At 67.9% G+C, this 25,042-nt stretch carries 24 protein-coding genes; 7 read left to right on the top strand and 17 right to left on the bottom strand.

The genetic code is table 11. The features are described from left to right. Positions 1-44 precede the first annotated feature (44 nt). The 7 genes from rbsK to BO1_RS03145 form a co-directional block, all read right to left on the bottom strand. A complete protein-coding gene (gene rbsK / locus BO1_RS03175; protein ID WP_028216310.1) occupies positions 45-971 on the bottom strand; it encodes a ribokinase in 927 nt (308 codons plus the stop codon). A 165-nt stretch (positions 972-1,136) separates the two neighbouring features. After that, complete coding sequence (locus BO1_RS03170) at positions 1,137-2,180, bottom strand: LacI family DNA-binding transcriptional regulator (protein WP_028216309.1); 1,044 nt, start codon at positions 2,178-2,180, stop codon at positions 1,137-1,139. A gap of 247 nt (positions 2,181-2,427) precedes the next feature. Next, a complete protein-coding gene (locus tag BO1_RS03165; RefSeq protein ID WP_028216308.1) occupies positions 2,428-3,495 on the bottom strand; it encodes an ABC transporter permease in 1,068 nt (355 codons plus the stop codon). Beyond that, positions 3,492-5,240, bottom strand: a complete 1,749-nt coding sequence (locus tag BO1_RS49480; protein WP_084687745.1) for a sugar ABC transporter ATP-binding protein — start codon at positions 5,238-5,240, stop codon at positions 3,492-3,494. The genes BO1_RS03165 and BO1_RS49480 overlap by 4 nt, the downstream gene beginning before the upstream one ends. A gap of 252 nt (positions 5,241-5,492) precedes the next feature. Beyond that, a complete protein-coding gene (locus BO1_RS03155) occupies positions 5,493-6,473 on the bottom strand; it encodes a sugar ABC transporter substrate-binding protein (RefSeq protein WP_028216307.1) in 981 nt (326 codons plus the stop codon). Between the two features lie 158 nt (positions 6,474-6,631). Beyond that, on the bottom strand, positions 6,632-7,609 hold the full coding sequence (gene corA, locus BO1_RS03150; RefSeq protein WP_028216306.1) for a magnesium/cobalt transporter CorA: 978 nt from the start codon (positions 7,607-7,609) through the stop codon (positions 6,632-6,634). 186 nt (positions 7,610-7,795) lie between these two features. Further along, positions 7,796-8,260: a hypothetical protein gene (locus BO1_RS03145; protein ID WP_028216305.1), complete on the bottom strand. Its 465-nt coding sequence runs from the start codon at positions 8,258-8,260 to the stop codon at positions 7,796-7,798. Between the two features lie 267 nt (positions 8,261-8,527). Here BO1_RS03145 and cydX point away from each other — a divergent pair, with 267 nt between their 5' ends. Both cydX and BO1_RS03135 read left to right on the top strand, forming a co-directional pair. After that, complete coding sequence (cydX, locus tag BO1_RS61950; protein WP_084687755.1) at positions 8,528-8,731, top strand: cytochrome bd-I oxidase subunit CydX; 204 nt, start codon at positions 8,528-8,530, stop codon at positions 8,729-8,731. After that, positions 8,728-9,318, top strand: a complete 591-nt coding sequence (locus tag BO1_RS03135) for an AAA family ATPase (protein ID WP_028216304.1) — start codon at positions 8,728-8,730, stop codon at positions 9,316-9,318. Before cydX ends, BO1_RS03135 begins: the two co-directional genes overlap by 4 nt. A 63-nt stretch (positions 9,319-9,381) precedes the next feature. Here the strand turns inward: BO1_RS03135 and BO1_RS03130 are convergent, their stop codons facing one another. Further along, positions 9,382-10,488 carry a saccharopine dehydrogenase family protein gene (locus tag BO1_RS03130; protein WP_028216303.1) on the bottom strand — a complete coding sequence of 369 codons (1,107 nt, stop codon included), beginning with the start codon at positions 10,486-10,488 and terminating at the stop codon, positions 9,382-9,384. Positions 10,489-10,695: 207 nt separating this feature from the next. Next, the gene (locus BO1_RS03125) at positions 10,696-11,160 is read right to left on the bottom strand and encodes an Lrp/AsnC family transcriptional regulator (RefSeq protein ID WP_028216302.1); all 465 of its coding nucleotides are present in this window, start codon (positions 11,158-11,160) and stop codon (positions 10,696-10,698) included. A 272-nt stretch (positions 11,161-11,432) separates the two neighbouring features. Between BO1_RS03125 and BO1_RS03120 the strand changes: the two genes are divergently transcribed. After that, a complete protein-coding gene (locus BO1_RS03120; RefSeq protein WP_028216301.1) occupies positions 11,433-11,996 on the top strand; it encodes a Spy/CpxP family protein refolding chaperone in 564 nt (187 codons plus the stop codon). A 317-nt stretch (positions 11,997-12,313) separates the two neighbouring features. After that, a complete protein-coding gene (locus tag BO1_RS03115; protein ID WP_028216300.1) occupies positions 12,314-12,748 on the top strand; it encodes a PGDYG domain-containing protein in 435 nt (144 codons plus the stop codon). 43 nt (positions 12,749-12,791) lie between these two features. Here the strand turns inward: BO1_RS03115 and BO1_RS03110 are convergent, their stop codons facing one another. The 8 genes from BO1_RS03110 to BO1_RS49460 form a co-directional block, all read right to left on the bottom strand. Next, complete coding sequence (locus BO1_RS03110) at positions 12,792-13,157, bottom strand: DUF3022 domain-containing protein (RefSeq protein ID WP_028216299.1); 366 nt, start codon at positions 13,155-13,157, stop codon at positions 12,792-12,794. Positions 13,158-13,231: 74 nt separating this feature from the next. After that, positions 13,232-14,050, bottom strand: a complete 819-nt coding sequence (locus BO1_RS49470; protein WP_043283649.1) for a YhfC family intramembrane metalloprotease — start codon at positions 14,048-14,050, stop codon at positions 13,232-13,234. A gap of 184 nt (positions 14,051-14,234) precedes the next feature. Continuing rightward, positions 14,235-15,374: a LacI family DNA-binding transcriptional regulator gene (locus tag BO1_RS49465; protein WP_084687744.1), complete on the bottom strand. Its 1,140-nt coding sequence runs from the start codon at positions 15,372-15,374 to the stop codon at positions 14,235-14,237. Continuing rightward, positions 15,371-16,336, bottom strand: a complete 966-nt coding sequence (locus BO1_RS03095) for an NAD(P)-dependent oxidoreductase (RefSeq protein WP_028216298.1) — start codon at positions 16,334-16,336, stop codon at positions 15,371-15,373. The genes BO1_RS49465 and BO1_RS03095 overlap by 4 nt, the downstream gene beginning before the upstream one ends. Before the next feature lie 98 nt (positions 16,337-16,434). Beyond that, positions 16,435-17,718, bottom strand: a complete 1,284-nt coding sequence (locus tag BO1_RS03090; protein WP_028216297.1) for an MFS transporter — start codon at positions 17,716-17,718, stop codon at positions 16,435-16,437. Between the two features lie 135 nt (positions 17,719-17,853). Continuing rightward, entirely contained in the window at positions 17,854-18,831 is a 978-nt protein-coding gene (locus BO1_RS03085) for a sugar kinase (protein WP_043283648.1), read from the bottom strand. A gap of 129 nt (positions 18,832-18,960) precedes the next feature. Next, positions 18,961-19,749, bottom strand: coding sequence for a TIM barrel protein (locus tag BO1_RS03080; protein ID WP_028216295.1), 789 nt, complete (start codon positions 19,747-19,749; stop codon positions 18,961-18,963). A 230-nt stretch (positions 19,750-19,979) separates the two neighbouring features. Then, positions 19,980-20,975, bottom strand: coding sequence for a LysR family transcriptional regulator (locus tag BO1_RS49460; RefSeq protein ID WP_043283646.1), 996 nt, complete (start codon positions 20,973-20,975; stop codon positions 19,980-19,982). Positions 20,976-21,092: 117 nt separating this feature from the next. On the opposite strand from BO1_RS49460, the gene BO1_RS03070 reads away from it, so the two are divergent. From BO1_RS03070 to BO1_RS03060, 3 genes are all read left to right on the top strand, one after another. Further along, positions 21,093-22,163, top strand: a complete 1,071-nt coding sequence (locus BO1_RS03070; protein WP_028216294.1) for a YeiH family protein — start codon at positions 21,093-21,095, stop codon at positions 22,161-22,163. A gap of 288 nt (positions 22,164-22,451) precedes the next feature. Next, positions 22,452-23,186 (top strand): glutathione S-transferase, encoded by a 735-nt coding sequence (locus tag BO1_RS03065; RefSeq protein ID WP_028216293.1) that lies wholly within the window; start codon positions 22,452-22,454, stop codon positions 23,184-23,186. A 40-nt stretch (positions 23,187-23,226) separates the two neighbouring features. Further along, positions 23,227-24,975 (top strand): ClcB-like voltage-gated chloride channel protein, encoded by a 1,749-nt coding sequence (locus BO1_RS03060; protein ID WP_028216292.1) that lies wholly within the window; start codon positions 23,227-23,229, stop codon positions 24,973-24,975. The last annotated feature ends 67 nt before the right edge of the window (positions 24,976-25,042 follow it).

Here is a 25,042-nt window from a genome sequence, read left to right as displayed (position 1 = left end):
CGTTTTGCCTGACGCGAAGACGCGCCGCGTCCAGAGGCCCAAGTTCAGCGCCCCATGTCCTCCAGCCGAGGAATCGACGGTTGCGCGCCCGCGCGCGTCACGGAGATCGACGCCGCGCGCAGCGCGAACTGAATCGCCGGCGCGGGCGCCTCGCCGGCGGCCAGCCGCGCGGCCAGGGCGCCGATGAAGGTGTCGCCGGCCGCCGTCGTGTCGACCGCGGCCACCTTGGGCGCGGGCCAGTGCGCCGGCGACGGCGCGCCCGCTGCGTCCGATGCCTGCGCGGCCCCCTCGCCGAGCAGCGCGCAGACCCCCTGCGCGCCGAGCGTCACCAGCACGTTGCGCGCCCCCGCGCGATGCAGCGCCAGCGCGGCGCGCGCGGCGTCCTCGGGCGTGTCGAGCGGCAGGCCCGTGAGCGTCGCGGCTTCGAGTTCGTTGGGAACGAGGTAATCGATGAGCGGCAGCCACTCGGCCGGCAGCGGGCCGGTGGCGGGCGCCGGATTGAGGATGGTGGTCTTGCCGAGCCGGCGCGCGGCGGCGAGCGCCGCATGCACCGCGTCGGGCGGCGTCTCCAGCTGGCAGACGACGACGTCGGCCGCCGCGAGCGCCGCCTCGTGGTGCGCGAGCGTGGCCGGCGTCACTTCGCCGTTGCTGCCCGCCACGATCACGATGGCGTTCTGGCTCGCGTCGTCGACGACGATCAGCGCCACGCCGGTCGGCGCCTGCGGCGCGGTATCGAGCGCCCCGCAGTCGATGCCTTCGGCCAGCAGCCCGGCGCGCAGCAACTCGCCATTGGCGTCGGCGCCCACGCAGCCGATCATGGCCACCCGCGCGCCAAGACGCGCCGCCGCGACCGCCTGGTTGCCGCCCTTGCCGCCCGCCACCTGCGCGAAGGCGCTGCCCGCGAGCGTCTCGCCGGGGCGCGGCAGGCGCGGCGCTCGCACGACGAGATCCATGTTCAGGCTGCCGACCACCGCAACGCCGCCGCGCGCCGCGTTGGCGCCGTGCCGGGCGCGATCTTGCGTGCCGGCTTGCGCCGCCGTTTGCGTCACCGGGCGCGGGGTTTCGTCAATCGCCACTTCGTTTGCCTCCTGTGCAAGATCCAGTCGGCCGATTATGCACGCGCTCGTGCATGCGCTTCACGCCGCGAGCGTCGCCTGCTCGCGGGTGCCGCACCACGGCGCGGTGGATTCGCGCGGCAAGAGCTGCGGCGCCATCACGCGCCGCAGCACCGTCGAGTCAGTGCGCTCCTGCCCGGCTGCGCCAATCCGCTCGATCAGCGTGAGCGCCGCCATCTCGCCGAGCGCGCGCACCGGCTGGCCGACCGTCGAGAGCGCGGGCCACGTGAACTGGCCGAGCTCGATGTCATCGAAGCCGATGATCGAGCAGTCGGTGGGCACGCGCAGGCCGCGTTCGGCAGCCGCCCGCAGCGCGCCGATGCCCATCATGTCGTTGCCGGCGAAGATCGCGCTGGGGCGCACGGTGTCGAGCAGTTGCGCCGCGGCGCGGTAGCCGCCCGTGCCCGAGAAGTCGGCCTCGACGATCGCACCCGGTGCGATCTCGATGCCGCGCTCGGCCATCGCGCGCAAGAAGCCATGCATGCGCATCGCGGCCACCGCCGTGCTGACCGGCCCCGTGATGCAACCGATCCTCGAGTGCCCGAGCTCGAGCAAATGACGCGTCGCGAGCCATGCGCCGCGTTCGTGGTCGATCTGCACGAGATCGGCGTTCAGCCCCTCGATGTTGCGGTCCACCACGACGATCGGCTCGCGTGTCTCGCCGAGCGTGGCCGCGAGCACGGCGTCGTCGCCCGTCGACGCCACGATCAGCCCGTCGATGCGCTTTTCCTGCAGCACGCGCAGATAGTTGCGCTGCTTGACCGGATCGTCATCGGAATTGCAGAAGAACACGCAGTAGCCCTTCTGCGCGCAGCCGTCCTCGACGCCGCGCGCGAGCTCCGCGTAGTACGGATTCGTGCCGTTGGGCACCACGAGCCCGATCGTCGCCGTCGAGCGCGCCTTGAGCGAGCGCGCGACCGCCGACGGCACGTAGTTGAGGTCGCGAATCGCCTGCTCGACCTTGGCCCGCACGTCCGCCGATACCGGCCGCGAATTGTTCACCACATGCGACACCGTCGTGAAAGACACCCCCGCCACGGCGGCCACATCTTTGATCGTCGCCATCTTTGCTGTTGCTCCTGCTTCGTCCTGCGCGTTTTCTACTGCTGCCGCCGCGCGGCCGCGCCTCTTTTTTGTTATTCGAGGCGGCTTTGCACGGCGATTGCCCTCGGCGAGCGCGCCGGTCGCTTACCCGGCCGCGCTCTCGTTTTTTTCTTCTAACGCCTTCGTGCTGCTACTTCACTTGCTGCTTCACCAACTGCATTCGCTACCGCAGGCGTGGCCGCCCAAAGCGGCCCCGTCCGTTGTCACGTCACTTGCCGCCGCGCTTGCCGCTGCGGTGGCTTCGATACGTGTCGAGCACCACCGCGACCACGATCACCGCGCCGGTGATGATGCGCTTGGTCGGCTCGTTCGCGCCGATCTGCGCGAGCCCCGCCGCGAGCACGGAAATGATCAACACGCCGAAAAACGTGCTGATGACCGAGCCGCGCCCGCCCATCAGGCTCGTGCCGCCGATCACCACGGCGGCGATCACCTGCAGCTCGAGGCCGACGCCCGCGTTCGGATCCGCGGCCTCGAGGCGCGAGATCTGGAACAGCGCGGCGAGCCCCGAGAGCGCGCCCATCAACGCGAACACGACGATCTTGTACGGCCGCGGATCGACGCCCGCGAGCCGCACCGCCTCCTCGTTGGTGCCGATGCCGATCAGGTAGCGGCCGAACACCGTGCGCGTGAGCACCAGTTGCGCGATCACCATGACCGCCACGGCGATCAGGAACGCGGGCGAGATGCCGAACGCGATCGGATTCGAGAGGAAGTCGAACGCATCGCCGATATAGGCGGTGCGCGAATTCGTCATCTGGTACGCGAGGCCGCGCGCGGCCTCCAGCACGCCGAGCGAGACGATGAACGACGGAATGCGCCAGCCCACCGTGACCGCACCCGTGAGCGTGCCCGTGGCCGCCGCGGCCAGCAGCCCGAGCAGCGCGGCGGGCAGCGCGCCGAGTCCCCACTTGAGCGCGGCCACGCTCACCACCGACGCCCCGAGCGCCAGCACCGAGCCCACCGAGAGATCGATGCCCGCGATGATCAGGACGAACGTCATGCCCACCGACATGACGACGAGATCGGGAATCTGGTTCGCGATCGTGCTGAACGTATCGTAGGTCAGGAAGTGCGAACTCAGCAGCGAGAACAGCACGATCATCGCGACCAGCGCGAGCGCGAGGCCCAGATAGTTCGAAAAGCCAAAGCGCGTGCCGACGGGCTTCGCGCTCGCGGCCGTCGGCGCGGCGGCGTGCGGGGCGTTGCCATGCGGCGCGGGCTGTGCCGGCTCTGCGGGCCGCCCTGGTTGATCGCGCAACGGTCGATTCGTCATGAAGCGCTTCCTCCTCGCCCATCGGGCGGCGGCGATTGAACGCGGCCCTCGGGCCGCTGCGCGGGCGCAGCCGTTTTCAGCTCGGGCAGGTCGGCGGCATCGGCGAGCATCGCGTCTTCGGCGCGATAGCCCGCGAACGCGGCGCCGAGCAAGGCGTCCTGGGTCCACTCCCCGCGCGCGAAGATCGCCGTCATTTTCCCCGCCGACATCACGCCGATGCGGTCGCAAATCAGCATCAGCTCGCGCAGGTCGCTCGAGACCACGACGAGCGCGCAGCCCTCGCGCGCGAGCGCGCCCATCAGCGCATAGATGTCGAATTTCGCGCCCACGTCGATGCCGCGCGTGGGTTCGTCGAACAACAGCACGCGCACGCCGTGCACATCGCCTTGCGCGGCTTTGGCGGCCTGGGCGCCGGTGCTGCGCCGCGCGAGCCAGCGGCCGATCACCACCTTCTGCTGGTTGCCGCCCGACAGCTCGCCCACGCTCTGTCCGGGGCCGGACGTGCGGATGCGCAAGGCGTCGATCTGCGCACCGGCCAGCGCGTTCTCGCGCGCGGCGTCCACTACGCCATAGCGGGCCACGGCGCCCACATTGCCGAGCGAGACGTTGGCGGCGACCGGTTGCGGCAGCAACAAGCCTTCGCCCTTGCGGTCCTCGGTGATGAGCGCGATGCCCTGGCGCACCGCATCCACCGGCGAGTCGATGCGCACCGGCACGGGCGGCGCGCCCGGCGTGCTCGCGAGCGCGACCGTGCCGCGATCCTTCGCGTCGGCGCCGTAGATGAGGCGCATGAGCTCGGTGCGCCCCGCGCCGATCAGCCCCGACACGCCGAAGATCTCGCCCGCGCGCACCTCGAACGAGACATCGCGCACGACGTTCGCGCGACCGATCCCCTCCACCTTGAGGAGCGGCGCGCCAATGCGCCGCTCGCCCAGCTCGATGCGCTCACCCAGCTCGCGGCCCACCATCAGCGCGACGATACGTTCGGGCGTGAGATTGCCCATGGCGTCCACGCGCACGAGCCGGCCGTCGCGCAGCACCGCCACGCGCTGCGCGATGCGCTCGAGCTCCTCGAGCCGGTGCGAGATGTAGACGAGCGCCACGCCGCGCGCCCTGAGCCGGTCGATCTGCTCGAACAGCAGCTCGACCTCGCGGCCCGTGAGCATCGCGGTGGGTTCGTCGAGGATCAGCACGCGCAGCGGCGCGGCGCCTTGTGTCTCGTCGCCGATCAGGTTACGCGCGATCTCCACGAGTTGCCGATGACCGATGCCGAGCTCGCCCACCGGCGTGTCGGGGTCGATCGCCTCGAGCCCGACTTGCGCCATCGCGGCGCGGGCGTCCTCGCGCAAACGCGTGCGATCGATCCAGCCGAGCGGCCCGAAGCGGCGCGGCAAGCGGTTCAGAAACAGGTTCTCGGCGACCGTTAGCGTGGGCAGCAGGTTGAGCTCCTGCATCACCATGCGCACGCCGAGCGCTTCCGCCTGGGTGCGGCTCGCCGGGGCATAGGGCTCGCCCATCAGCGTCATGCTGCCGGTGCTGGGCGCCGTGAGCCCGCCCACGATCTTCGAGAGCGTGCTCTTGCCCGCGCCGTTCTCGCCCGTGAGCGCAAGCACCTCCCCCGCGTGCAGCGCGAGGCTGACGTCGGCGAGCACCGGCTGCTCGTAGGTCTTGCCGGCGCCCGTCACCGTCAGCACCACGCCTTGGGCGGATGCGGGCGGCTGGGCGTCGGGGGCAATTGCTTCCATCACGATCCTGTTCTCGCGAGCCGCGCCGCCCGGAACCCGCAGCGGTAGCGCAGGCTCGTGCGGCGCCCGGCCGCCGATAAAGCGGCACACCTCGGCGGCTCGCTGGCTGGCGCGGCCATCACGTACGAATAACGGCGGCGCGGCGCTTTTCTTGAGCGCTTATTACACCAGAACGCGACACGAAGCCGCGACACGAAAACCGCTCGCGCGATTAACGCACGCCAAACGATTCGGCATGCATATTTTGCCGCCCTATTTCACCGAATCCTTCGTCACGAGCACGACCGGCGTCTCGACCACACCCGAGAGTTCCGACTGCTTCTTATGCCCCTTGAGCGCCTTGAGCGCCGTATCGATGCCGAATACGGCCTGCTTCGCGGCGAACTGGTCGGCGGTGGCAAGCACGCGGCCGTCCTTGAGCATCGGCTTGATCGCGTCGATGTTGTCGTAGCCCACCACGTAGACCTTGCCTTGCTTGCCGGCCGCCCGCACCGCCGACACGGCGCCGATCGCCATGTTGTCGTTGCCGCACAGGAGCGCCTTCATGTCCGGATACTCATTGAGCATGGCCGAGGCGACCGCATTGCCCTTGTCGATTTCCCATTCGCCCGACTGCACCGAGTCGATCTTCGCGCCCACGGCCTGCATCGCGTCCTTGAAGCCCGCCGTGCGCTGCTGCGCGTTGGTGGTGGTCGAGACACCTTCCACGATGCCGACCTGATCGCCCGCCTTGAGCTTCTTCGCCAGATACTCGCCGACGAGGCGCGCGCCCTTGGCGTTGTCGGGGCCGACGAACGGCACGTTCAGGTCTTTGGACTTGAGCACGTCGGGATCGAGCCGGTTGTCGATGTTCACGACGATAATGCCCGCATCCACGGCCTTCTTCACGACCGGCACGAGCGCCTTGGAGTCGGCGGGCGCGAGCACGATCGCGTCGACCTTGGAGACGATCATCTGCTCGACGATCTGGATTTGCGCGGCCGTGTCGGTCTCGTTCTTGATGCCGTTGGTCACGAGGTCGAACTCGGACGCGTTGTGCTTCTGGTAGTCCTTCGCACCGGTCTCCATGGTGAGGAAGAACTCGTTGGCGAGCGACTTCATGACGAGCGCGACTTTCGGCTTGTGGCCGGCCGCCGACTGGGCGTGAGCGGCAAGCGGCATGGTGGCCGCGAAGGCAACGGTGGCAAGTGCGGCTGCGGCGCCAAGAACGCGCCGGCGAATGCGGGAGTTCATCGTTTGTGTCTCCGGTTGTCGGGCCCGGCCGGGCCGTATTTCTGGTTATGCGCAAACGTTTTCAGGCGCCCCATTCTCGGGGCGCACGATCGGCAATGTCAATGGCGCAGGCCGCCGTGCGCCGCGCTGCGGCGCAGCAGCCGCCATCGGCATCGCGCTCAGAGCCACCCGCCGCGGCGGAACAGGATGATCAGCACGACGTCGATGATCGCCATCACGGCGAGGCAAATCTGGTAGCCATACTTGAAATGCAGCTCGGGGATATTGGCGAAGTTCATCCCGTAGATACCCGCAATCATGGTCGGCACGGCGAACAGCGCGGCGAACGAGCCGAGCCGCTTGGTCACTTCGTTTTCGGCGAGCGAGATCATGCCGAGATTCACCTGGATCGCCGTCACGATCATTTCGCGGCGCGCATCGACGAGGTTGGACACGCGCACGAGATGGTCGTAGACATCGCGATAGTACGCCTGCATGCCAATGCAGATCTGCGGAATGCGCCCGCCCACGAGCTTGCCCACGGCGTCGACGAGCGGCGTGATGTGATGCTCGAGGATCACGAGGCGGCGTTTGAGCGAATAGAGATCCTCGATGATGGCGCGCGACTGCGCGAGTGTGTGCTTCTCGAAGATGCGGTCCTCCAGGTCCTCGATCTCGCCGGAGAGCTTCTCGAGCACCGGCGCGTAACGGTCGACCACGCTGTCCATGAGCGCGTAGAGCACGAAGCCGGCGCCCTCCTTGAGCAGCTCCGGTTCGCGCTCGCAGCGCGTACGCACCTCCTGGAAGCCCTGTTGCGCGCGGTGGCGCACCGAGAGCACGAAATTCGGGCCCGCGAACACGTTCACCTGGCCGGTGACGATCTCGCCCTCCTCGTCGAGCTCGATCGTATGGAACACCGTGAAGAGCGTGTCGCCGTATTCCTCGATTTTGGGGCGCTGCTTGCCGTTCATCACGTCTTCGATGGCGAGCGCATGCAGGTCGAATTCCTCTTGCATCGCGGCCATCTCGGCCGCGTCGGGGTCCTTGAGCGCAACCCAGACGAAGCATTCGGGTTTCTGGAGGTAGTCGCTGATGGCCTCGATGCCGATGTCGGCCAGTTTCTTGCCGCCCTGGTAGGCGGCGCAATTGATGAGCATGTGTCGTGTTCGTCCCGGCGGCGCGGCTGGGGAAAGTGGGCGCGCCGCCTGTCCTCAAGTTGATCGATCCGCCAAGTTTAGCGTTGCATCGATCTGCGAGGCGGCACGCGGGCGGCGCTTGCCGGCCTGGAGCGCGCGTTGCGCGCGCCCACACGCGGCTTGCACGAGGGTCGGCCGGCGGCCCGCTTACTGCGCGACCCGATGGAGGGTGATGCGATGATCCTTGTCGAAGGTTACGCTCGCGCGGTTCGTGTAGCGCGGATCGACGAGAAAGTGCAGCTCGACGACCGGATCGAACTGCGTCGTCACGCCGATGCGGTGGACGCCGGGCAGCAGGTAGAACGTGACGTGCTCGCCGTCCATGAGGTCGGTGACCTGCTCGCCGTCGATATAGACCGGCGCGTCGCGGAACTTGACGATGAGATTGCGCGTGCGCTCGCGCCGCACGTCGACGGCAACGAGGCCCTCTCCCGGCTGCGTATAGCCCGGCTTGACGATGCGCTCGGCCGGCACTGGCTTGAAGGGCATGGGCGGCGCGCGCTCCTCGGCGCAGCCGCCCAAAGCCAGCGGCAGCGCCAGCGCGGCGGCCGCCACGAGAGCGGCGACCAGCGCGGCCGAATCAAAGCTCGCTTTGAACACGCGCGATGGCATGGGCGCGATCCCCTCGTCGGTTTTTTGATGCTTTCGTGGCGCGCCCCGCGCGTCGATCCTCGCCGCCGGCGGCGTCCCGTTCCGTCTGCGCCCATGATATACGCACGCAACGCCCTGCTCGCGCGGGGCGCCGCACATTGCGTGCCGCACGCCGTCACGGGCCGGCGCGCGTGTGCTGGAGCCGGGCCACGCCGCGCACCGATGGTATAAGCTTCGAAAGCGGGCTCAATCCCGCGGTCATTGCGTCACGCGAGGAGAATGCAGGCGATGTGGTACTTCACGTGGATACTCGGCATCGGCGTGGCGCTCGGCTTCGGCATCATCAATGTGTTGTGGCTCGACGCCAATGGCAAGCTCCTCGATGGTCAGGGCGCAGCGGCGTCTCCCGTTGACGATCAAGCCGCTCTGGCCAATCAGGCCGATCAAGCCGGCGGCGCCCAGGCGGACCAGGTCCAGGAACGCCGTTCGTGACACGGCTGGTGTTCTTTTGCGGCCACGCCGGCACCGGCAAGACCTCGCTCGCCAAACGCCTGATCGGCCCGCTCGCCCGCGCAACGGGCGAGCCGTTCTGCCTGCTCGACAAGGACACGCTGTACGGACGCACCGGCGCCGCGACGCTCGCCGCGCTCGGCCAGGATCCGCACGACCGCGACAGTCCGCTATTTCTCCAGCATCTGCGGGACCCCGAATATCAGGGCATGCTCGACACCGCGCGTGAGAATCTCGCGCTGGGCGTGAGCGTGATTGCGGTCGGGCCGCTTTCGGGGGAGGTGCGCGAGCGGCGCCTGCTCGATCGCGCGTGGCTGGGCGTGGCGGCGGACGTGGGGCTCGCCGCCGTCTGGGTGCGCACCGACGAGGCAACGGCACGCCAGCGCATCGTCGCGCGCGCCCACCCCGACGATGCCTACAAGCTTGCGCACTGGAACAGCTATCGCAAACGGCGCTTCGAGCCGCAGGGCCCGCAACTCGACGACCTCATCGTGTTCGACACGAGCGCGCCGACGCCTGCCGATTACGACGCCTTGCTGCAGCGCATCGTGCAGGCGTCCGCGGCCTGAGCGAGTTTCGCTCGCGGCCGCGGCGCGCCTTTTGCGTCGCGTGCGTCTCGTGCGCCGCGTGCTTTAAGCGACGTGTGCCGTCGCCAGCGCCTCGAGCTGCGCGCCTTCGTACACCTGACCGAAGCGGTTCGCGAGGAACTGCTCGAGCGACACCTGCTCCTGACGCACGAAGCCCTTTTGCGGCAGCTTCTTCTCGCGGAACAGATCGAGCACCGCGCACATGGCGCCCGCCGTCGTGATCTCGATGGCGCTCATCGGCACGCCGCAGACCGTCTTCGCGAAGATCTTGCGCGTGAAGACTTCCTGCACGAGCTGGCCATTGCGCGTGCCCGTCACGGTAATGAAGATCAGCACGACGTCCTGCTCCGTGGACGGAATCGCACGGCGCATGATCGACTTCAGCGTGTCGCGGTCGCCCGAGAGGCGCAGGTCTTCGAGCAGGAACTGCATGAGCGAGCGGTGGCCCGGATAGCGCACCGACTTGTAGTCGAGCGATTCGACGCGTCCCGAGAGCGTCTCGCACAACGTGCCGAGACCGCCCGAGGTATTGAACGCCTCGTACTCCACGCCGTCGAGCGAGAAGTGCTCGTGGCCTTCGAGCGGCTGCACCATCTGCGTGCGGCCTTCGTGGATCGCCTCGCACGGCTGGCAGTACTCGTTGATGAGGCCGTCCACGCTCCACGTGAGGTTGTACTTGAGCGCGTTGGTGGGGAATTGCGGCAGCGCGCCCACGCGCATCTTGACTTCGCGGATTTCGGTGAAGCGGCTCGCGAGCGCATGGGCAGCCAGGCCGATGAAGCCCGGCGCCAGCCCGCATTGCGGCATGAACGCGTGATCGGCGCCTTCGGCGAGCGCGCGGATCGCGTGCGTCGCGCGCACGTCCTCGGTCAGGTCGAAGTAGTGAACGCCCGCGCCCTTCGCCGCCGACGCGACGTTCACCGCGAGGTAGTAAGGCAGCGCGTTGATCAGCACGTCAAAGCCTTCGAGCGCGCCGCGCAGTGCGGCCGCGTCGCCGGAATCGACACGCATGGTGGGAATGCCCTGCGCCGCGAGTTTTTCGAGCGCGTGGGTATCGCGGTCGAGCGCCGTGACCTCGTAGTCCCCGGTTTCGCGCAGCATGTGTGCAATGGTGTGGCCAATCAGGCCGGCGCCTGCAATCGCGACTTTCATTCTGTATCTCCTTAGGGGTTTTCTGTGGTTCTGGGCCATGCTGTTGCCCGGTGCACACAGTCTAAGGAGGGGTGAAATCAGATCCTAGACGCAAAATGATGCGCTTTGTCGGAGAGTTTCGTCATTTCGACGACGATTTTCGTCATAACGACGAAAAGTCGTAAAAATGGTATCAACGACAGCGCCATAGCCGGTGCGTCGGGCTCTTCAGCCCATCACCGTGCCGCGGTCGATCTTGCGTGCGAGGACGATCGACGTGGTCGTGCGCTCGACGCCCTGCATGCCGCCAATCTGGTCGAGCAGATCGTTGAGGCGATCGGGGGAATCGGCGCGCAGCCAGGCCACATAGTCGTACTCGCCGCTCACCGCGCAGAGCAGTTGCACTTCGGGCATTTTGGACAGGCGCCGTTGCACTTCGGGGCCATTGCGCGGCGCGATGATGAGTCCGACCCACGCCTGCAGGCTCGCGTCGAGCACGTCCTGGCCGAGGCGCACGCCGTAGCCCGCGATGACCTGGGAGCGCTCGAGCCGCGCGATGCGCGCGAGCACCGTGGTACGCGCAACGCCAAGCTGGCGCGCGAGATTTGCCACGCTCTCGCGGGCGTTCTCCTGCAGCAGCGCAACGAGGCTGCGGTCGAGGTCATCGAGTTGGTCGAGGCGCGGCGGTCTCATCGTGGGACAGGCTCCATGTCGAATGGGTGAAGGCAATGGCTGAATATCGCGTCATTATCGCGCGCGGCGGCGCGCAGACGACCCCGCGAGCGAACGCATACGCGCCCTGCATGCTGCGTCTTTCAGCTTATTTCCGTGCGTTTCGTTTGTAAGCAGTTGTCGCGCAGCAGCCGCATTGGGGCGATAACGTGGTACACATATCGCCTGCAACCGATGGGTTCCGCGCCTACTCGCTACGTAACCTCTACGAATTGAAGATTCAAGGAGCAATAATGAAGAAAGCTTTCGTCATCCTTGCCGCGACACTCTCGATGAGCGGCGCTTTCGCGCAGACTGCCGCATCGTCGGCGACGGCCGCGCCCGCGGCTGCCGCAGCGGCATCGAAGGTCGAAGCGCGCGCCGCGCAACATCAGCAGCGCGTGGAAGAGCGCATCACCTACCTGCACTCGGCGCTGAAGATCACGGCCGACCAGGAACCGCAATGGAAGGCGTTTGCCGACGTCATGCGCAGCAACGGCGAGACCATGGCGGGTCTGTACAAGCAGCGCATGGAAGGCGAAGCGCAGCGTAACGCGCTCGACGACATGAAGCAGTACGCACAAATCGCCCAGACGCACGCCGACGACATGCAGAAGCTCGTCACGGCCTTCGAGCCGCTCTACACCAGCTTCTCGCCCGAACAGAAGAAGCTTGCCGACACCACCTTCCGCCATGGCCAGCCCGCGGGCGGCAAGGCCGCTGGCCATCCGAAGCACAAGGGCAAGCCGCATGCGAAGGCGCCGGCCGCAGATGCGGCAAGCGGTGCCGACGCTGCAAGCGCGCCGGCTGCCCAGTAGGCCGGTGCACTCAGTCAGCGCTTAGACAACAGCGCATAGACAGCGCACTCAGCGTTGATGCGGCGCGCGAGCGGGCCATGCAGTCGGGCCGCTTGCGCGCCGCGCCGTTTTGGGATCCGGCTGGCGCTTTTCCCGGGCCCGACCACCCCGATTCGTGGTACGCTCGCGGACCTCTCGACGGCCGGGCAAGCATGCCCGGCCGTCGTGCTTTATCTGACCTATATTTCTGGCTATTCCCCGTATCGACGCCAGGTGAAGCGGGCAAGGCCCGCGCTTCACCGGCGACATCCCAACGGAACAGGTCCGCTGCCGCCACCATGATCGAACTGACCCAACTCGACCTCGCCGCCGATCCCGCCGCGCAACGCGTGGTCAAGGACGAAACCGTCACCGTCGAATTCGCCGCGGCGAGCGGCGAGCTGATGAGCCTCGAAGGCCCGAACCGCTATGCACCAGGCGACGCGATCATCACCGGCGCGACCGGCGAGCGCTGGGTCGTCTCGCGCGAGCGCTTCGACCCGAAGTATCGGCCGGCCGACGCCGCGCTCGCACACGGCGCGCCCGGCACCTATCGCAACCTGCCGACGGTGGTGCTGGCCAGGCGCATCGACGAACCGTTCTCGATCGTCCGCTCGGCAGGCGGCGACCGCCTGACCGGCGCGGCCGGCGACTGGGTCATGCAATATGCGCCCGGCGACTACGGCGTGGTGAAGGCCGAGCGCTTTGCAAAGGTGTATCGGCGCGCCGATTGAACTGTGCGCCTGCGCGCGCCGTGTCGCGCGCTTCAGGTGAACTTCAGGCGAATTCCTCGTCGAGATCGAGCGTGACATCGCGCGGGGTCTCCTCGCCCTTCGCATGCTGTTCCTCGAGCGAACCAATCGTGGCTTCCACATAGGCGTGCAGCACCGCGAAGCTGCGTCCACGCATGCGCGGCGGCAGCGCGCGATAGCGCGCCAGCGCCGCCGGCGCGATGGCGACCGTGAGCGTCATGCGGCGCGCGGCACTGCCCATGCGCATCGCCACCCACTGCACGACGAGCAGCGGTGCGCCGTTTTCGGCGGGCCGCTCGCTAAAGCGCGTCTGCTCGGGGAACAGATCGGCGATGACACGCGCAAGCTCGTCGATATCGCGGCTCGCGCATTCAAACAAATAATCTTCCATTGCTGGCCAGGAGGAATTGAGAAAACGTTGCAGGTGCAACGTAACAACGGAAAGGGAGAGCGTGGCGCGCCGCGTCAGGCGGTACGCGCCACGCGTTTGCCCGGCGCACACGTTCTGAAGAGCACGACGGCCACCGCGAGCGCCACGACCGCATAGAGCGCATCCACGACGACAAGCGGCACAAGCCGCGCCTGGAACATGGCGGCGGGCACGTCGATCAACGCGTGCAACACGATCGCGATCGGCAGGATCGACTTGCGACCGGCCCGCACACCGCGCCACATCAGCACCGAAAGACCGATCTGGAACACGAACGCGGCAATGCGCTCGAGTGCGAACACGCCTGCCAACAGCGGCGAAAGCGTGGCGAGCATCAGATGCACGCGCAGCACGGCGTCCATCGTGAGATTGCTCAGATGGTCGTCGAGCTCGCCGCGGTTCGCGAGCACCGCGAAGACGATCCACTGCAACTGCACGAGCACGCCGACGAGCCACGCCTGCGCGCCGCCATGGCCGATGCCGTACGCGAGCCCGGTGCTGTCGGCCGGCGCATGGGGCTGGGCGGCCAACTGCGCCGCGCGCCGCGCGAGCAGGCGCATTGCGATGTAGCGCCCCACTTCTTCGCACACGCCCGCCGCGAGCGCGCCGTACAGCACGAACGTGAGCGGACTGGCGAGCAGTTGCGCCGTGACTGGATTGTCATGCAGGACGTAGCCATTGAGCGCGCGCTCGATGATCGCCGCGAACAGGGCGAAGACGGCCACGCCCGTGACGGTGGCGCGCCAGTCGAATGCGAACGGCGCGCGCAGCCGGCGATAGAGCGAAACGGGCAAGACGGCAACGAAGAGCGTCGCGAGCGACAGGCAGACCAGCGTGACCGGATCGACGTGCATGGGGTTCCTTGAGACGTCCAACGCGCGAGACGCGCGCCGCAGCCCGAATCATCGCAGATATCGGGGCGCTCGCGCAGCCCCGGCGGCGCGGCGCTGCCCGGCCCACGCTGGCGGGACCGGCGCGGCGCCGGGCCTCGCCGGTCACCTGCGAGCGGCCCACCCGGAAAGTGCACGCCAGGCGGCGCTAGCCGAGCGTCGAGGCCCGCACGACCAGCTCGCCCGGAAAGGCCGCTGCGCGCGCGGCCAGTGCCACGCCCTCGATGCGCTCGTGAAGGAATTCCACCGCCCGGTAGCCGATCTCGCGCGTCGGCTGGCGGATGGTGGTGATGCCGGCGAGCTCGGCCCACTCGGGATCGTCGATGGCGATCAGCGCCGCCTGCTGCTGCCATGGCGCGCCGAACTTCGCCTTCAGATGCAGCGCGAGCCGCAGGGCGACTGGCGCATTCGCCGCGAAGAGCGCGCAGCGTGCGCCGCGGCGCGCGGCGTCGGCGATATGCGCATCGAGCACGGCGAGCGCCGCGTCGACACTCGCATCGTCATGCAGATCGAGTACGTGCGTGGCCGCGCGAACCTCCCGCGCGCCCTTCGTGGTCCGCTGCGCCGCGGCACTCGCCGCCCCGTCGATGGACGCGCGAAAAGCCGCTTCGCGCTCGCGCCGCGAGCTCACATGCTCAAAAGGCTGCACGACGAACACGAGGTCGTTGTAGCCGCGTTCCAGCAGATGCTGCACGCCGAGACGCACGGCGGCCGCGTTGTCGAGCCCGACCATGTCGGCGTCGAGGCCGTCCACGGTGCGGTCGACCAGCACGGCGGGAATGCCGCCGCCGCCCATCGGCTTGAGCATCGACTCGGGCACGCCGAGCGCGTTGACGATCACGCCTTCCACGCGATACGTGGTGAGCAGTTGCAGATAGCGCCGCTCCATGTCGATTTCGTTCGCCGCGTGGCAAATGAGCGGCATATAGCCGAGCGCGTGGCACGCAGCCTCCACGCCTTGCAGGACTTCGACGGAATACGGATTCGCGAGATCGGCGAGCAACAGGCCGAGCAGCCGGTTGCGCCCGCGCTTGAGGCCGCGCGCCATCTGGTTGGGCCGATAGTCGAGCCGTTCGATGGCGGCCTCGATGCGCGCACGCAGGTCCGGCGAGAGGACCGAAAGCTCGCCGTTCAGATAGCGCGAGATGCTGGTCTTGCCGGTGCCCGCCTCGCGGGCGACGTCGCTGATGGTCGCGCGGCGCGGCGGCGCGCCCGTGGCGGCACCCTCGCCGCCTGCTCCACCTTTCCCGCCCGCTTGCGGGGTCCTGGAGGCGCCGCCCGTGCTCATCGCGCGAGCACCTCGCGATTGACGATGTTGTTCTCGAGCGTGCCGGACAGCGCCGCCACGAGGTTCTCGGCGGCACAGCGCGCCATGGCGTGACGCGTCTCGTGCGTGGCCGAGCCGATGTGCGGCAGCGCGACGACGTTCGGCATGCGCAACAGCGGCGAGGACGGATCGACGGGCTCCTTCTCGAACACGTCGAGGCCCGCGCCGTGGATCGTGCCCGCTTCGAGCGCGGCGATCAGCGCCTTTTCGTCGACGATCGCGCCACGCGAGGCGTTGATGAGGATCGCGCTCTTCTTCATCTTTTGCAGCTCCGCGGCGCCGATCATGTGGCGCGTGGCGTCGCTGAGCGGCACCTGCAGGCACACGAAATCGGCGCTGGCGAGTAGTGCGTCGAGCTCGACGCGGCGCGCGCCGTACTCGCGCTCGGCCACCTCGTTCGCGCTGCGGTTCGTGTAGAGCACCTTCATGTTGAAACCGAGCGCGGCGCGCCGCGCGACCGCGCCGCCGATGCGTCCGAGCCCGACGATGCCGAGCGTCTTGCCCTGCACGTCCACACCGAATTGCGCCGGACCGATGCTCGCCTTCCAGTGGCCCGCCTTGACCCAGTCGGCCAGCTCGACCACGCGGCGCGCGCTCGCGAGGATCAGCGAAAAGACCGTGTCGGCGGTGGACTCGGTCAGCACGTCGGGCGTGTGCGCGAGCACGATGCCGCGCTGCGTGAGATCGGGCACGTCGAACTGGTCGTAGCCCACCGAGATGGTCGAGAGCGCCTTGATGCGCGAGCCTTCGAGCATCGCTGGCGTGACCTTGACGCTCGCGCCGATCGCGCCGTCGGCATCCTTGAGCGCTGCGGCGAACGCTTCGGTGTCGCTCGCGTCGACGAACGTCACATCGAGATGCTCGCGCAAGTACTCGGTCACGTCCGCGGGCAAGGTCTTGTAGGCAACGATTTTCTGCTTCATGAGTGCGCTATGTCCGTCTGTTTCAGTCAGTTACGTTCGGTGAATCTCGAGTGATGCGTTCCCAGCACGTGATTTTCCGCACATTGGTTTCGCGCGTATCACTTGCCATGAACAGGCGTCGCGTAGGCATGGGCGTCGTCGCGGCGCGGCTTCACCGCGAGCGTGAGGATCACCGAGGCCACCAGCGCCGCGCTCATGAACGCGTAGGACGCCGCGGGCGAGCCGGTCGCGCCGTTCAGGTAGCCGACCACCCAGGAGCCGACGAACGAGCCGAGCGCCCCCATGCTGTTGATCAGCGCCATCGCCCCGCCGGCCACGTTCTTCGGCAGCAGCTCCGGCACGATCGCGAAGAACGGGCCGTACGGCGCGTACATCGCGGCGCCGGCCACGACCAGCAGCACGTACGAGGTCCAGAAGTGCGTCGAGCCGAGCGCATACGATCCGGCAAACGCGAGCGCGCCAATCAGCAGGAACGGCCACACGAACGCGCGGCGGTTGTTGAGCTTGTCCGAGGCCCACGAGGCGGCGAGCATCGCAATGGTAGCAGCGAGATACGGCAGCGCCGAGAGCCAGCCCGTCTCGACCATGCCGAGCGCCGAGCCGTTCTTCACGATCGACGGCAGCCACAGCACGAAGCCGTACACGCCGATGCTCCAGCAGAAGTACTGCGCCGAGAGCAGCATCACGGCGGGCGTGCGGAACGCTTCGGCATAGTTCTTCACCGGCTTGATGGCGGCCTGCTCGGCGCGCATCGCGGCATCGAGCGCGCGCTTTTCGTCGTTCGAGAGCCAGCTCACCTGGGCTGGCTTGTCGCGCACGAGCAGCCACCAGCACACGGCCCACACCACGGCGGGCACACCCTCGGCGACAAACATGTGGCGCCAGCCGAACGAGTGTACGAGATAGCCCGACACCACCGACATCCACAGCACCGTGACCGGATTGCCGAGGATCAGGAAGGTGTTGGCGCGCGAGCGCTCGCTCTTGGTGAACCAGTTGCTGATGTAGATGAGCATCGCCGGCATCACCGCCGCCTCGACTACGCCGAGCACGAAGCGGATCGCCATCAGCGAGGGAATGTTCGTGACGACGCCCGTAAGCGCGGCGCATCCGCCCCACAGCACGAGGCTCACGAACACGAGCTTGCGCACGCTGCGGCGTTCGGCATAGACCGCGCCCGGCAGCTGGAAGAAGAAATAGCCGAGGAAGAACAGCGCACCGATCAGCGACGAAAGCCCGGGGCTGATGCCCAGATCGCGATTGATGCCGGCGGCCGAGGCGAAGCCGTAATTGGCGCGATCGAGATAGGCCAGGCTGTACGTGATGAACACGATCGGCATGATTGCCCACCAGCGGCGCGGTGCGAGCGAGGTTGAGGTCATCGGTGTCTCCAGTGTCGATTGCAGTGTGCGTTTTAGCGCCAGCTGCGATCCGATGCAAAGCTGTTCTCGTGGCGCCTTGCTTCGGTTCAAGCAAGGCTGAGGAAATCGCGGAGCGAGCGGCTCCTCGTGCCCCGCTTAGACGGTGGCGCGTGCTTGTGTGGCGTCCTGGGCTTCGAGCGCATCGAGTTGCGCGCGCGTGGGCAGCCCTTCCGAATCGCCGATCACCTGCACGGCGAGCGCGCCGATACGGTTGCCGCGCGCCACGGCGTCGTGCAGCGTGCGCCCTTCGAGCAGCGCGCTCACCACGCCGACGGCGAAGCCGTCGCCGGCGCCCACCGTATCGACGAAGTTCTCCACTGGCTGCGCCTTCACATGGCCGCACTCGCCGGCTTGCGTCGCAAAATACGCGCCCTGTGCGCCGAGCTTGACGATCACGCCGCGCGCGCCGCGCTCGAGATAGAAGCGCGCGATCGTGGCGGGGTCATCGGAGCCCGTGAGAATGCGGCCCTCGTTCACGCCGGGCAGGACCCAGTCGGCAAAACCTGCGAGCTCGTTGAGCGTGTGCACCATCTCGGCTTCGGAGCCCCACAGCGTCGGGCGCAGATTCGGATCGAAGGTGATCGTGCGCCCGGCCTCGCGCATCGCGCGGGCGAGCATGAAAGCGAGCTCGCGCGAAGTGGCCGAGATCGCTGGCGCCACGCCGCTCAGGTGCAGGTGGCGTGCGCCCAGCACATAGTCACGCTTGAAGTCGTCGGCCGACAGGTGGCTCGCCGCCGAGCCGCGCCGGAAATATTCGACGGTGGGGTCGCTGCCGTCGTCGTTCTTCGACTTGAGCTGGAAGCCCGTGGGATAGCGCGCATCGGTTTGCACGCCGTGCGCGTCGATGCCTTCTTGCGCGAGCACGCCGCGCACGAACTGGCCGAACGAATCGGCGCCCACACGGCTCATCCAGCCCACCTTGAAGCCGAGGCGTGCGAGGCCGGTCGCCACGTTGAGCTCGGCGCCGGCCGCGCGCTTCGTGAAGTGCGCGACCTCGGAGAGCGGGCCGGTGTCGATGGCCACGAACATCGCCATCGCTTCGCCGTAGGTGATGACATCGAGTGAGTGCGTCATGGAGTGCATTCCTGAAAAATCGTATTCGGGTGGTGCGAGCGCCGGCGTCTACGCGAGACGGGCCCACTGTGCGCTCGAGCCGTTAGCGCGCTGTCACGGCGAGCGCGGCCGTTGCGTACCTCGAGCGCGTCAGGCGTTGCCGAGCCACGCCACGTAGCGCGCGGCGTCCTCGGTCACGCACGCCTCGTCGAACGGAAATTCAATCCCGCGCGGCACGCCGGCCGGCAGGCGCGCGAGCGCGGCGCGGCACAGCGCATCGTCGGCCGCGGGCGCGCAGGCAAAGCGGCGCGCACCCACGCCATCCACGGCCTTGCAATGGATGTACTCGACATACGGCGCGAGCGCGGCGGCGGCCATCAGCGGCGCTTCGCCGGTCCAGTGCCAGTTGCCGATATCGAAGGTCATGCCGATCAGCTTGTCCTGCCCGGCGGCGCGCAGCGCGCGAAACAGGCCGATGAACTGCGCAAGCTTGCCGCCCTGCTCGAGCTGGCCGTTTTCGACGACCACGCGCGGCGTCTCATGGGCTTGTGCGTCCGCCACGCCCTCTTCGTCGAGCACCGCCGCGAGGCGCTCGACCTGCGCGTCGCCAGCGAAGCCGCCCAGTTGCAGCTTCACGAAGCGCGCGCCGAGCGCACGGCCGCAGGCGATGGCGACGCGCAGCGCGGCCTCGTCGAGCGCGCCGTCTTCGCCGTACAGCGAGTCGGGCGTCGACCACACGGGCCACAGGCCTTCGCGTGCCAGCACGGTGCCGAGCGCGCGCAGCGCCTCGGGCTGCGTATCGGCGTCGTCCATCAGCTCTCGCCGCACCTCGAACGCGCAGGCGCCCGCCGCTTTCGTCGCGCCGAACCATGCCGCATGTCCGTCACGCCGGATCGCTGCGGCGCCGAATGCGCTTGCCACTATTGCTACTTCCGCCATCGTCTTCTTTCCTGTTGCTGTCGACCGGAGTTGGGGCTTCAGCCCTTACTCCGGTCCCATGCAGGTTTTCGCCGTCCTGTTTCTGCGCCGCCGCGTCTATGAGTCGGCGCAGTTGGAACCGGTTCCAAACCGGCGCCTAAAAAAAGCGCCTGCGCGCCCGGTTAATGGGCGGATAGTGCGCTGAGGCGCCGCATGGCGCCATTATGGAAATCCCCTAACCCGCGTTGGGATCAGGGCGGGAACCTCGTGCCGACTGCGCCGCCATTGAGCCGCCCGTTCGGCCCTTCTTCCGGCGCGTCGAGCAGGCACAGTTCGAGAAAGCGCTGGGCGACGCGCGAAGCCGCGCCCGCGTGCGGCACGATGATCGAAAAACGCCGCGCCAGCGGCTCCGGGCGGATGCGGATCTGCTGGAGCGCGTTGTCCTCATGGCGCATCGACATGGCCGAGACGAAGCCGATGCCCATGCCGGCCCGCACCGCCTCCTTGACGCCCTCCACGCCGGCGATTTCCAGCGCGACACGCATCGGCACGCCGGCGCGCGCAAACGCGCGCTCCACCACCTGGCGCACGCCCGAGCCGTCCTCGCGCAGCACGAGCGGCAGATCCGCGAACGCGCTCAGCTCGCGCCGCAACGGCGCCGCAGCGGCGCGTTCGCGCGCGGCCCCTGCTTCCTCGCCGTCGTCGGCTGCCTGCTCGGCAAGCGCGTGGCCGCGCGGCGCGATCGCCACGATCTCGTCCTCATGCCACGGGTGCACGGCGCAATCGGCGGGCAACTGCTCGCCCACCGGCCCTTCGATCAGCGCGATATCGAGGTCGCCGAGCATGGCGACCACGTCGGTCGTGTTGCCGCTCGCCGTTTCGAGCTTCACCTCCGGATAGCGCCGATGAAACGCCGCCACCAGGTACGGCAGCCGGTAGCTCGCGGGCGTCGTGCTCGCCCCGATGCGCAGCGTGCCGCGCTCGAGCCCGCGCAGTGCGTCGCGAAACGTCAGCGCGTCGCGCCAGGTGTCGCGCAGGCGCGCCGCGTAGGCCGCGAGCTGCTCGCCGGTGGGCGTGAGACGCACGCCGCGCCCGTCGCGCAGATAGAGCGGCTCACCGAACTCCTCCTGCAACAGCCGCAACTGCCCCGACACCGCGGGCTGCGACAAATGCAGCGCGAGCGCTGCCCGGCTGATGTTCAGGTGCTCGGCAACAGCCGCGAAAGTTATCAGTTGTTCCGGGGTCATCGCATCCAACTATCGTGTTGACCTATATTTTACGTCGCAAATGACGATTTTTCATATCCTTATATCTAATTTAGGATTGGAACATTCGTCAGTCAGACAAATTGCTTGCCGATCACCATGTCCACACCGTCGACTTCTCTTGCTTCGTCGTCCGCCACATCCGCCACGCGCGGCCAGCTCAATGGCGTGCTGTTCGTCGCGCTGTTCGCCGCCGCCGTCACGCGCATCGCCGCCCTGCCCGCCATCGCCGGCCTCGGCTTGAGCCCGCTGATCGTCGGCATCGTGGCGGGGGCGTTCTACGGCAACGCCCTGCGCGACGGCATGCCCGAAAGCTGGGCCGCCGGCATCAACTTCTCGGCGCGCAAGCTGCTGCGCATCGCCGTGGCGTTCTTCGGGCTGCGCGTGAGCTTGCAGGAAATCGCCCAGGTGGGCCTGCCGGGCCTCGTCGAATCGGTGGTGATCGTCGTGAGCACGCTCGCGATCGGCACCTGGGCCGGCATGAAGCTCATGAAGCTCGACCGCGACACGGCCATCCTCACCGCGGCCGGCAGCGCGATCTGCGGCGCCGCCGCGGTGCTCGCCTTCGAGTCCACGCTGCAATCGAAGCCGCACAAGAGCGCCATGGCTGTAGGCAGCGTGGTGCTGTTCGGCACGCTCTCGATGTTCCTTTACCCGCTGCTCTATCGCGCCGGCTGGCTGCATCTCGATACGATGGGCGCCGGGCTCTTCTTCGGCGGCACGATCCACGAGGTCGCCCAGGTCGTGGGCGCGGCGAGCAACGTGAGCCCCGAGGCCACGCACATCGCCACCATCGTGAAGATGACCCGCGTGATGCTGCTCGTGCCGGTGCTGCTCGGGCTCGGCGTCTGGCTCAATCGCTCGGCGCGCGGCGCGGCCCAAGGCCAGCAGGGCGCACGCAAGCTCGCCGTGCCCTGGTTCGCACTCGGCTTTCTCGCGCTCGTCGTGGTGAACTCGCTGCACGTGCTGCCGGATTCGGCCACCCAGACGCTGAACATGCTCGACACCTTCGCGCTCACCATGGCCATGACGGCGCTCGGCATCGAGACGCGCGTCTCGCAGATCCGCCAGGCGGGTCCGCGTGCCCTCACCACGGGCTTCATCGTCTACCTCTGGCTGATCGGCGGCGGCCTCGCGATCACCTGGGCCGTGGAGCGGCTCTTCGGATGATCCGGCGCCGCACGGCTTCGCCCCCCTTGAGAGACCGCGCACCGGCCCCGCCGGTCGCTTGCCCCGCCCTCGGCGGGGCTTTTTGCGTTTTGCGCACGAGCAACGGCGCGCGGGAAATCCACGACGCACCACGAGCACAACCGCTACGCCGCTACGTGCAATTGCGCGCCATACTGTCGTCCCATGCCGTCCGTCTCGCGGGCGGCTGTCGTGGCAATCTCGAGGGCTTTGCACGGGACCGGTGTGCGGCGTTCACGCGCCCACCCGGGATCGACGGAGGGACGACCGATGGCATACGAACTGTATTACTGGGACGGCCTGCAGGGCCGCGGCGAATTCGTGCGGCTCGCGCTGGAGGAAGCGCGGGCGCCCTATGTGGACATCGCACGCGGCGCGAAAGAGGAAGGCCACGGCATGAGCGCGATGATGGCCGAGCTCGACAGCGACGGCCCGTATCCGCCCTTTGCGCCGCCGTTTCTGAAGGACGGCGACCTGATCGTGCCGCATGTCGCGAACATCCTGTCCTATCTCGGCCCGAAGCTGAAGCTCGCGCCGCACGACGAGGCGTTGCGCATCGTCGCGAACGGCTTGCAACTGACGATCGCCGACTTCGTGACCGAGGTGCACGACACGCATCACCCGATCGCGAGCGCCCTCTATTACGAGGACCAGAAGGAAGAAGCGAAGGCGCGCGCGAAGGACTTCCTCGCGCATCGCTTGCCGAAATTCATGGGCTACTTCGAGCGCGTGCTCGCGCAGAATCCCGATGGGCCGCGGCACATGGCCGGCAAGACGCTTACGTATGTGGACCTGTCGATGTTTCAGATCGTCGAGGGGCTGCGCTATGCATTCCCGAAGGCGACAAAGCATCTGGCAGAGCACTACCCGCATGTGATCGCGCTGCACGACGCCGTGGCCGCGCGCCCGAACATCGCGGCGTATCTCGCCTCGGAGCGGCGGCTGCCGTTCAACGAGACCGGCATCTTCCGCCACTATCCGGAACTCGACCGCGCCGCGCGCTGAGCGCTCGGCATCCCCTAACCATAAAAACTGCCCACTCGCCGTGCTGTCATTCCTGCTGAAACTGCGCACCCGCGCCCGCGATCTCTTTCGCCTCTCCGATGCCCATACGATGCTGATCTGGTCGGTCATCGTGGGGATAGCCGGCGCATTCGCGACCGTGCTGTTTCGCGAGGGCATCGCGCATCTGCAGATCCTCTTCGTGGGTCGCGAGGGCAGCTTCGTCGCGATGGCGCGCGGCCTCCCCTGGCACACGCGCATCTGGCTGCCGGCCGCGGGCGGCTTCGTGGCGGGCTGCTGCCTGCTGATCGCCAGGCGCAGCAGCGCGCCCGGCAACGGCGGCAAGCCGATGCACACCGACTACGTGGAGGCCGTGGCGATCGGCGACGGCGTGATGCCCGTCGGCAAGAGCATCTGGCGCAGCGTCTCGTCGCTGTTCACCATTGCGAGCGGTGGCTCGATCGGCCGCGAAGGCTCGATGGTGCAGCTCGCCGCACTCGCCGCCTCGCTGATCGGCCGCTGGGTCCACTTCGATCCGCAGCGCCTGCGCCTGCTCGTGGCCTGCGGCGCGGCGGCCGGTATCACCTCGGCCTATAACGCGCCGATCGCGGGCGCCTTTTTCGTGACCGAGATCGTGCTCGGCGCGATCGTGATGGAGAGCTTCGGGCCCATCGTCGTGTCCTCGGTGGTAGCGAACATCACGATGCGCGAATTCGCGGGCTACAAGCCGCCGTACGAGATGCCGGTGTTTCCGCCTGTCACGGGCGTCGAGGTCCTGCTGTTCGTCGCGCTGGGTCTCTTGTGCGGCGCACTCGCGCCGCGCTTTCTCTCGCTGCTCGACGTGGCGAAGGCCGGCTTCGGGCGCCTGAATCTGCCGCTGCCCGCGAAGCTCGCGCTGGGCGGCTTCGTCTGCGGCGTGATCTCGATCTGGGTGCCCGAGGTCTGGGGCAACGGCTATAGCGTCGTGAACTCGCTGCTGCATTCGCCGTGGACCTGGACCGCCCTCGCCATCGTGCTCGTGCTCAAGCTCGTGGCGACCGCCGCGACGGTGGGCTCGGGCGCCGTGGGCGGCGTCTTCACGCCGACGCTCTTCATGGGCGCCGTGGTCGGCTGCCTGTTCGGCCAGGGCATGCACGCGCTGTGGCCGCACGGCACCTCCGCGCCGTTCGCGTATGCGATGGTCGGCATGGGCGCGTTCCTTGCCGGCGCGACTCAGGCGCCGCTCATGGCGATCCTGATGATCTTCGAGATGACGCTCAGCTATCAGGTGGTGCTGCCGCTGATGCTCTCATGCGTCGTCGCCTATTTCGTCGCGCGCGCGACGGGCAAGAAGTCGATGTACGAGATCACGCTGCACCGCAACCGCGAGGAAGCCGAGCGGCTGCGCCTGCGCGCCACGCAGATGCGCGAGCTGATCCGCCCCGCAGACACCGTGGTGCGCGCCGACGCGAGCGTGCAGGAGATGACGCGCGTGTTCCTCGAATATCCGGTGAAGTATCTCTATGTGACCGACGATAACGTCCGGTTTCTCGGCGCAGTCGCGCTCGCCGACATCACGGACGACCTGCTGCAAAAGCGCGACACCTCGAACAAGCACGCCTGCGACTACCTGAAGCCCTCGTTCGACGTGCTCACGCCCGACATGCCGCTCGCGGTGGCGTTGCAGCACTTCATGTCGTTCCAGGGCGAGCGCCTGCCCGTGATCGAGAGCGCACAGCATCCGACGCTCGCGGGCGTCGTCTACAAGACGTCGCTGCTCGACGCGTATCAGCGCATGACACCGGAGCGCTGATACGCGCGTCTTCGTCGAAAAGCGCGCGCCGCACCGTGGCAAAGCGCGGCGGATTTTCTACAATGAA

The organism is Paraburkholderia oxyphila NBRC 105797, assembly GCF_000685075.1.
GTDB lineage: Bacteria > Pseudomonadota > Gammaproteobacteria > Burkholderiales > Burkholderiaceae > Paraburkholderia > Paraburkholderia oxyphila.
This window is presented reverse-complemented; position numbering and strand designations above follow the sequence as displayed.

Excerpts from the sequence above, each read along its gene's own strand:
- BO1_RS03065 (WP_028216293.1), top strand. The coding sequence starts at position 22,452 with ATGGCATACGAACTGTATTACTGGGACGGCCTGCAGGGCCGCGGCGAA.
- BO1_RS03165 (WP_028216308.1), bottom strand. The coding sequence starts at position 3,495 with ATGACGAATCGACCGTTGCGCGATCAACCAGGGCGGCCCGCAGAGCCG.
- BO1_RS03130 (WP_028216303.1), bottom strand. The coding sequence starts at position 10,488 with ATGAAAGTCGCGATTGCAGGCGCCGGCCTGATTGGCCACACCATTGCA.
- corA (WP_028216306.1), bottom strand. The coding sequence starts at position 7,609 with ATGCTCATCAATTGCGCCGCCTACCAGGGCGGCAAGAAACTGGCCGAC.
- BO1_RS03090 (WP_028216297.1), bottom strand. The coding sequence starts at position 17,718 with ATGACCTCAACCTCGCTCGCACCGCGCCGCTGGTGGGCAATCATGCCG.
- BO1_RS03085 (WP_043283648.1), bottom strand. The coding sequence starts at position 18,831 with ATGACGCACTCACTCGATGTCATCACCTACGGCGAAGCGATGGCGATG.
- BO1_RS03115 (WP_028216300.1), top strand. The coding sequence starts at position 12,314 with ATGATCGAACTGACCCAACTCGACCTCGCCGCCGATCCCGCCGCGCAA.
- BO1_RS49465 (WP_084687744.1), bottom strand. The coding sequence starts at position 15,374 with ATGAGCACGGGCGGCGCCTCCAGGACCCCGCAAGCGGGCGGGAAAGGT.
- BO1_RS03145 (WP_028216305.1), bottom strand. The coding sequence starts at position 8,260 with ATGCCATCGCGCGTGTTCAAAGCGAGCTTTGATTCGGCCGCGCTGGTC.
- BO1_RS49470 (WP_043283649.1), bottom strand. The coding sequence starts at position 14,050 with ATGCACGTCGATCCGGTCACGCTGGTCTGCCTGTCGCTCGCGACGCTC.
- BO1_RS03080 (WP_028216295.1), bottom strand. The coding sequence starts at position 19,749 with ATGGCGGAAGTAGCAATAGTGGCAAGCGCATTCGGCGCCGCAGCGATC.
- BO1_RS03125 (WP_028216302.1), bottom strand. The coding sequence starts at position 11,160 with ATGAGACCGCCGCGCCTCGACCAACTCGATGACCTCGACCGCAGCCTC.
- BO1_RS03155 (WP_028216307.1), bottom strand. The coding sequence starts at position 6,473 with ATGAACTCCCGCATTCGCCGGCGCGTTCTTGGCGCCGCAGCCGCACTT.
- BO1_RS03120 (WP_028216301.1), top strand. The coding sequence starts at position 11,433 with ATGAAGAAAGCTTTCGTCATCCTTGCCGCGACACTCTCGATGAGCGGC.
- BO1_RS49480 (WP_084687745.1), bottom strand. The coding sequence starts at position 5,240 with ATGGAAGCAATTGCCCCCGACGCCCAGCCGCCCGCATCCGCCCAAGGC.
- BO1_RS49460 (WP_043283646.1), bottom strand. The coding sequence starts at position 20,975 with ATGACCCCGGAACAACTGATAACTTTCGCGGCTGTTGCCGAGCACCTG.
- BO1_RS03170 (WP_028216309.1), bottom strand. The coding sequence starts at position 2,180 with ATGGCGACGATCAAAGATGTGGCCGCCGTGGCGGGGGTGTCTTTCACG.
- BO1_RS03070 (WP_028216294.1), top strand. The coding sequence starts at position 21,093 with ATGTCCACACCGTCGACTTCTCTTGCTTCGTCGTCCGCCACATCCGCC.
- BO1_RS03110 (WP_028216299.1), bottom strand. The coding sequence starts at position 13,157 with ATGGAAGATTATTTGTTTGAATGCGCGAGCCGCGATATCGACGAGCTT.
- BO1_RS03095 (WP_028216298.1), bottom strand. The coding sequence starts at position 16,336 with ATGAAGCAGAAAATCGTTGCCTACAAGACCTTGCCCGCGGACGTGACC.
- cydX (WP_084687755.1), top strand. The coding sequence starts at position 8,528 with ATGTGGTACTTCACGTGGATACTCGGCATCGGCGTGGCGCTCGGCTTC.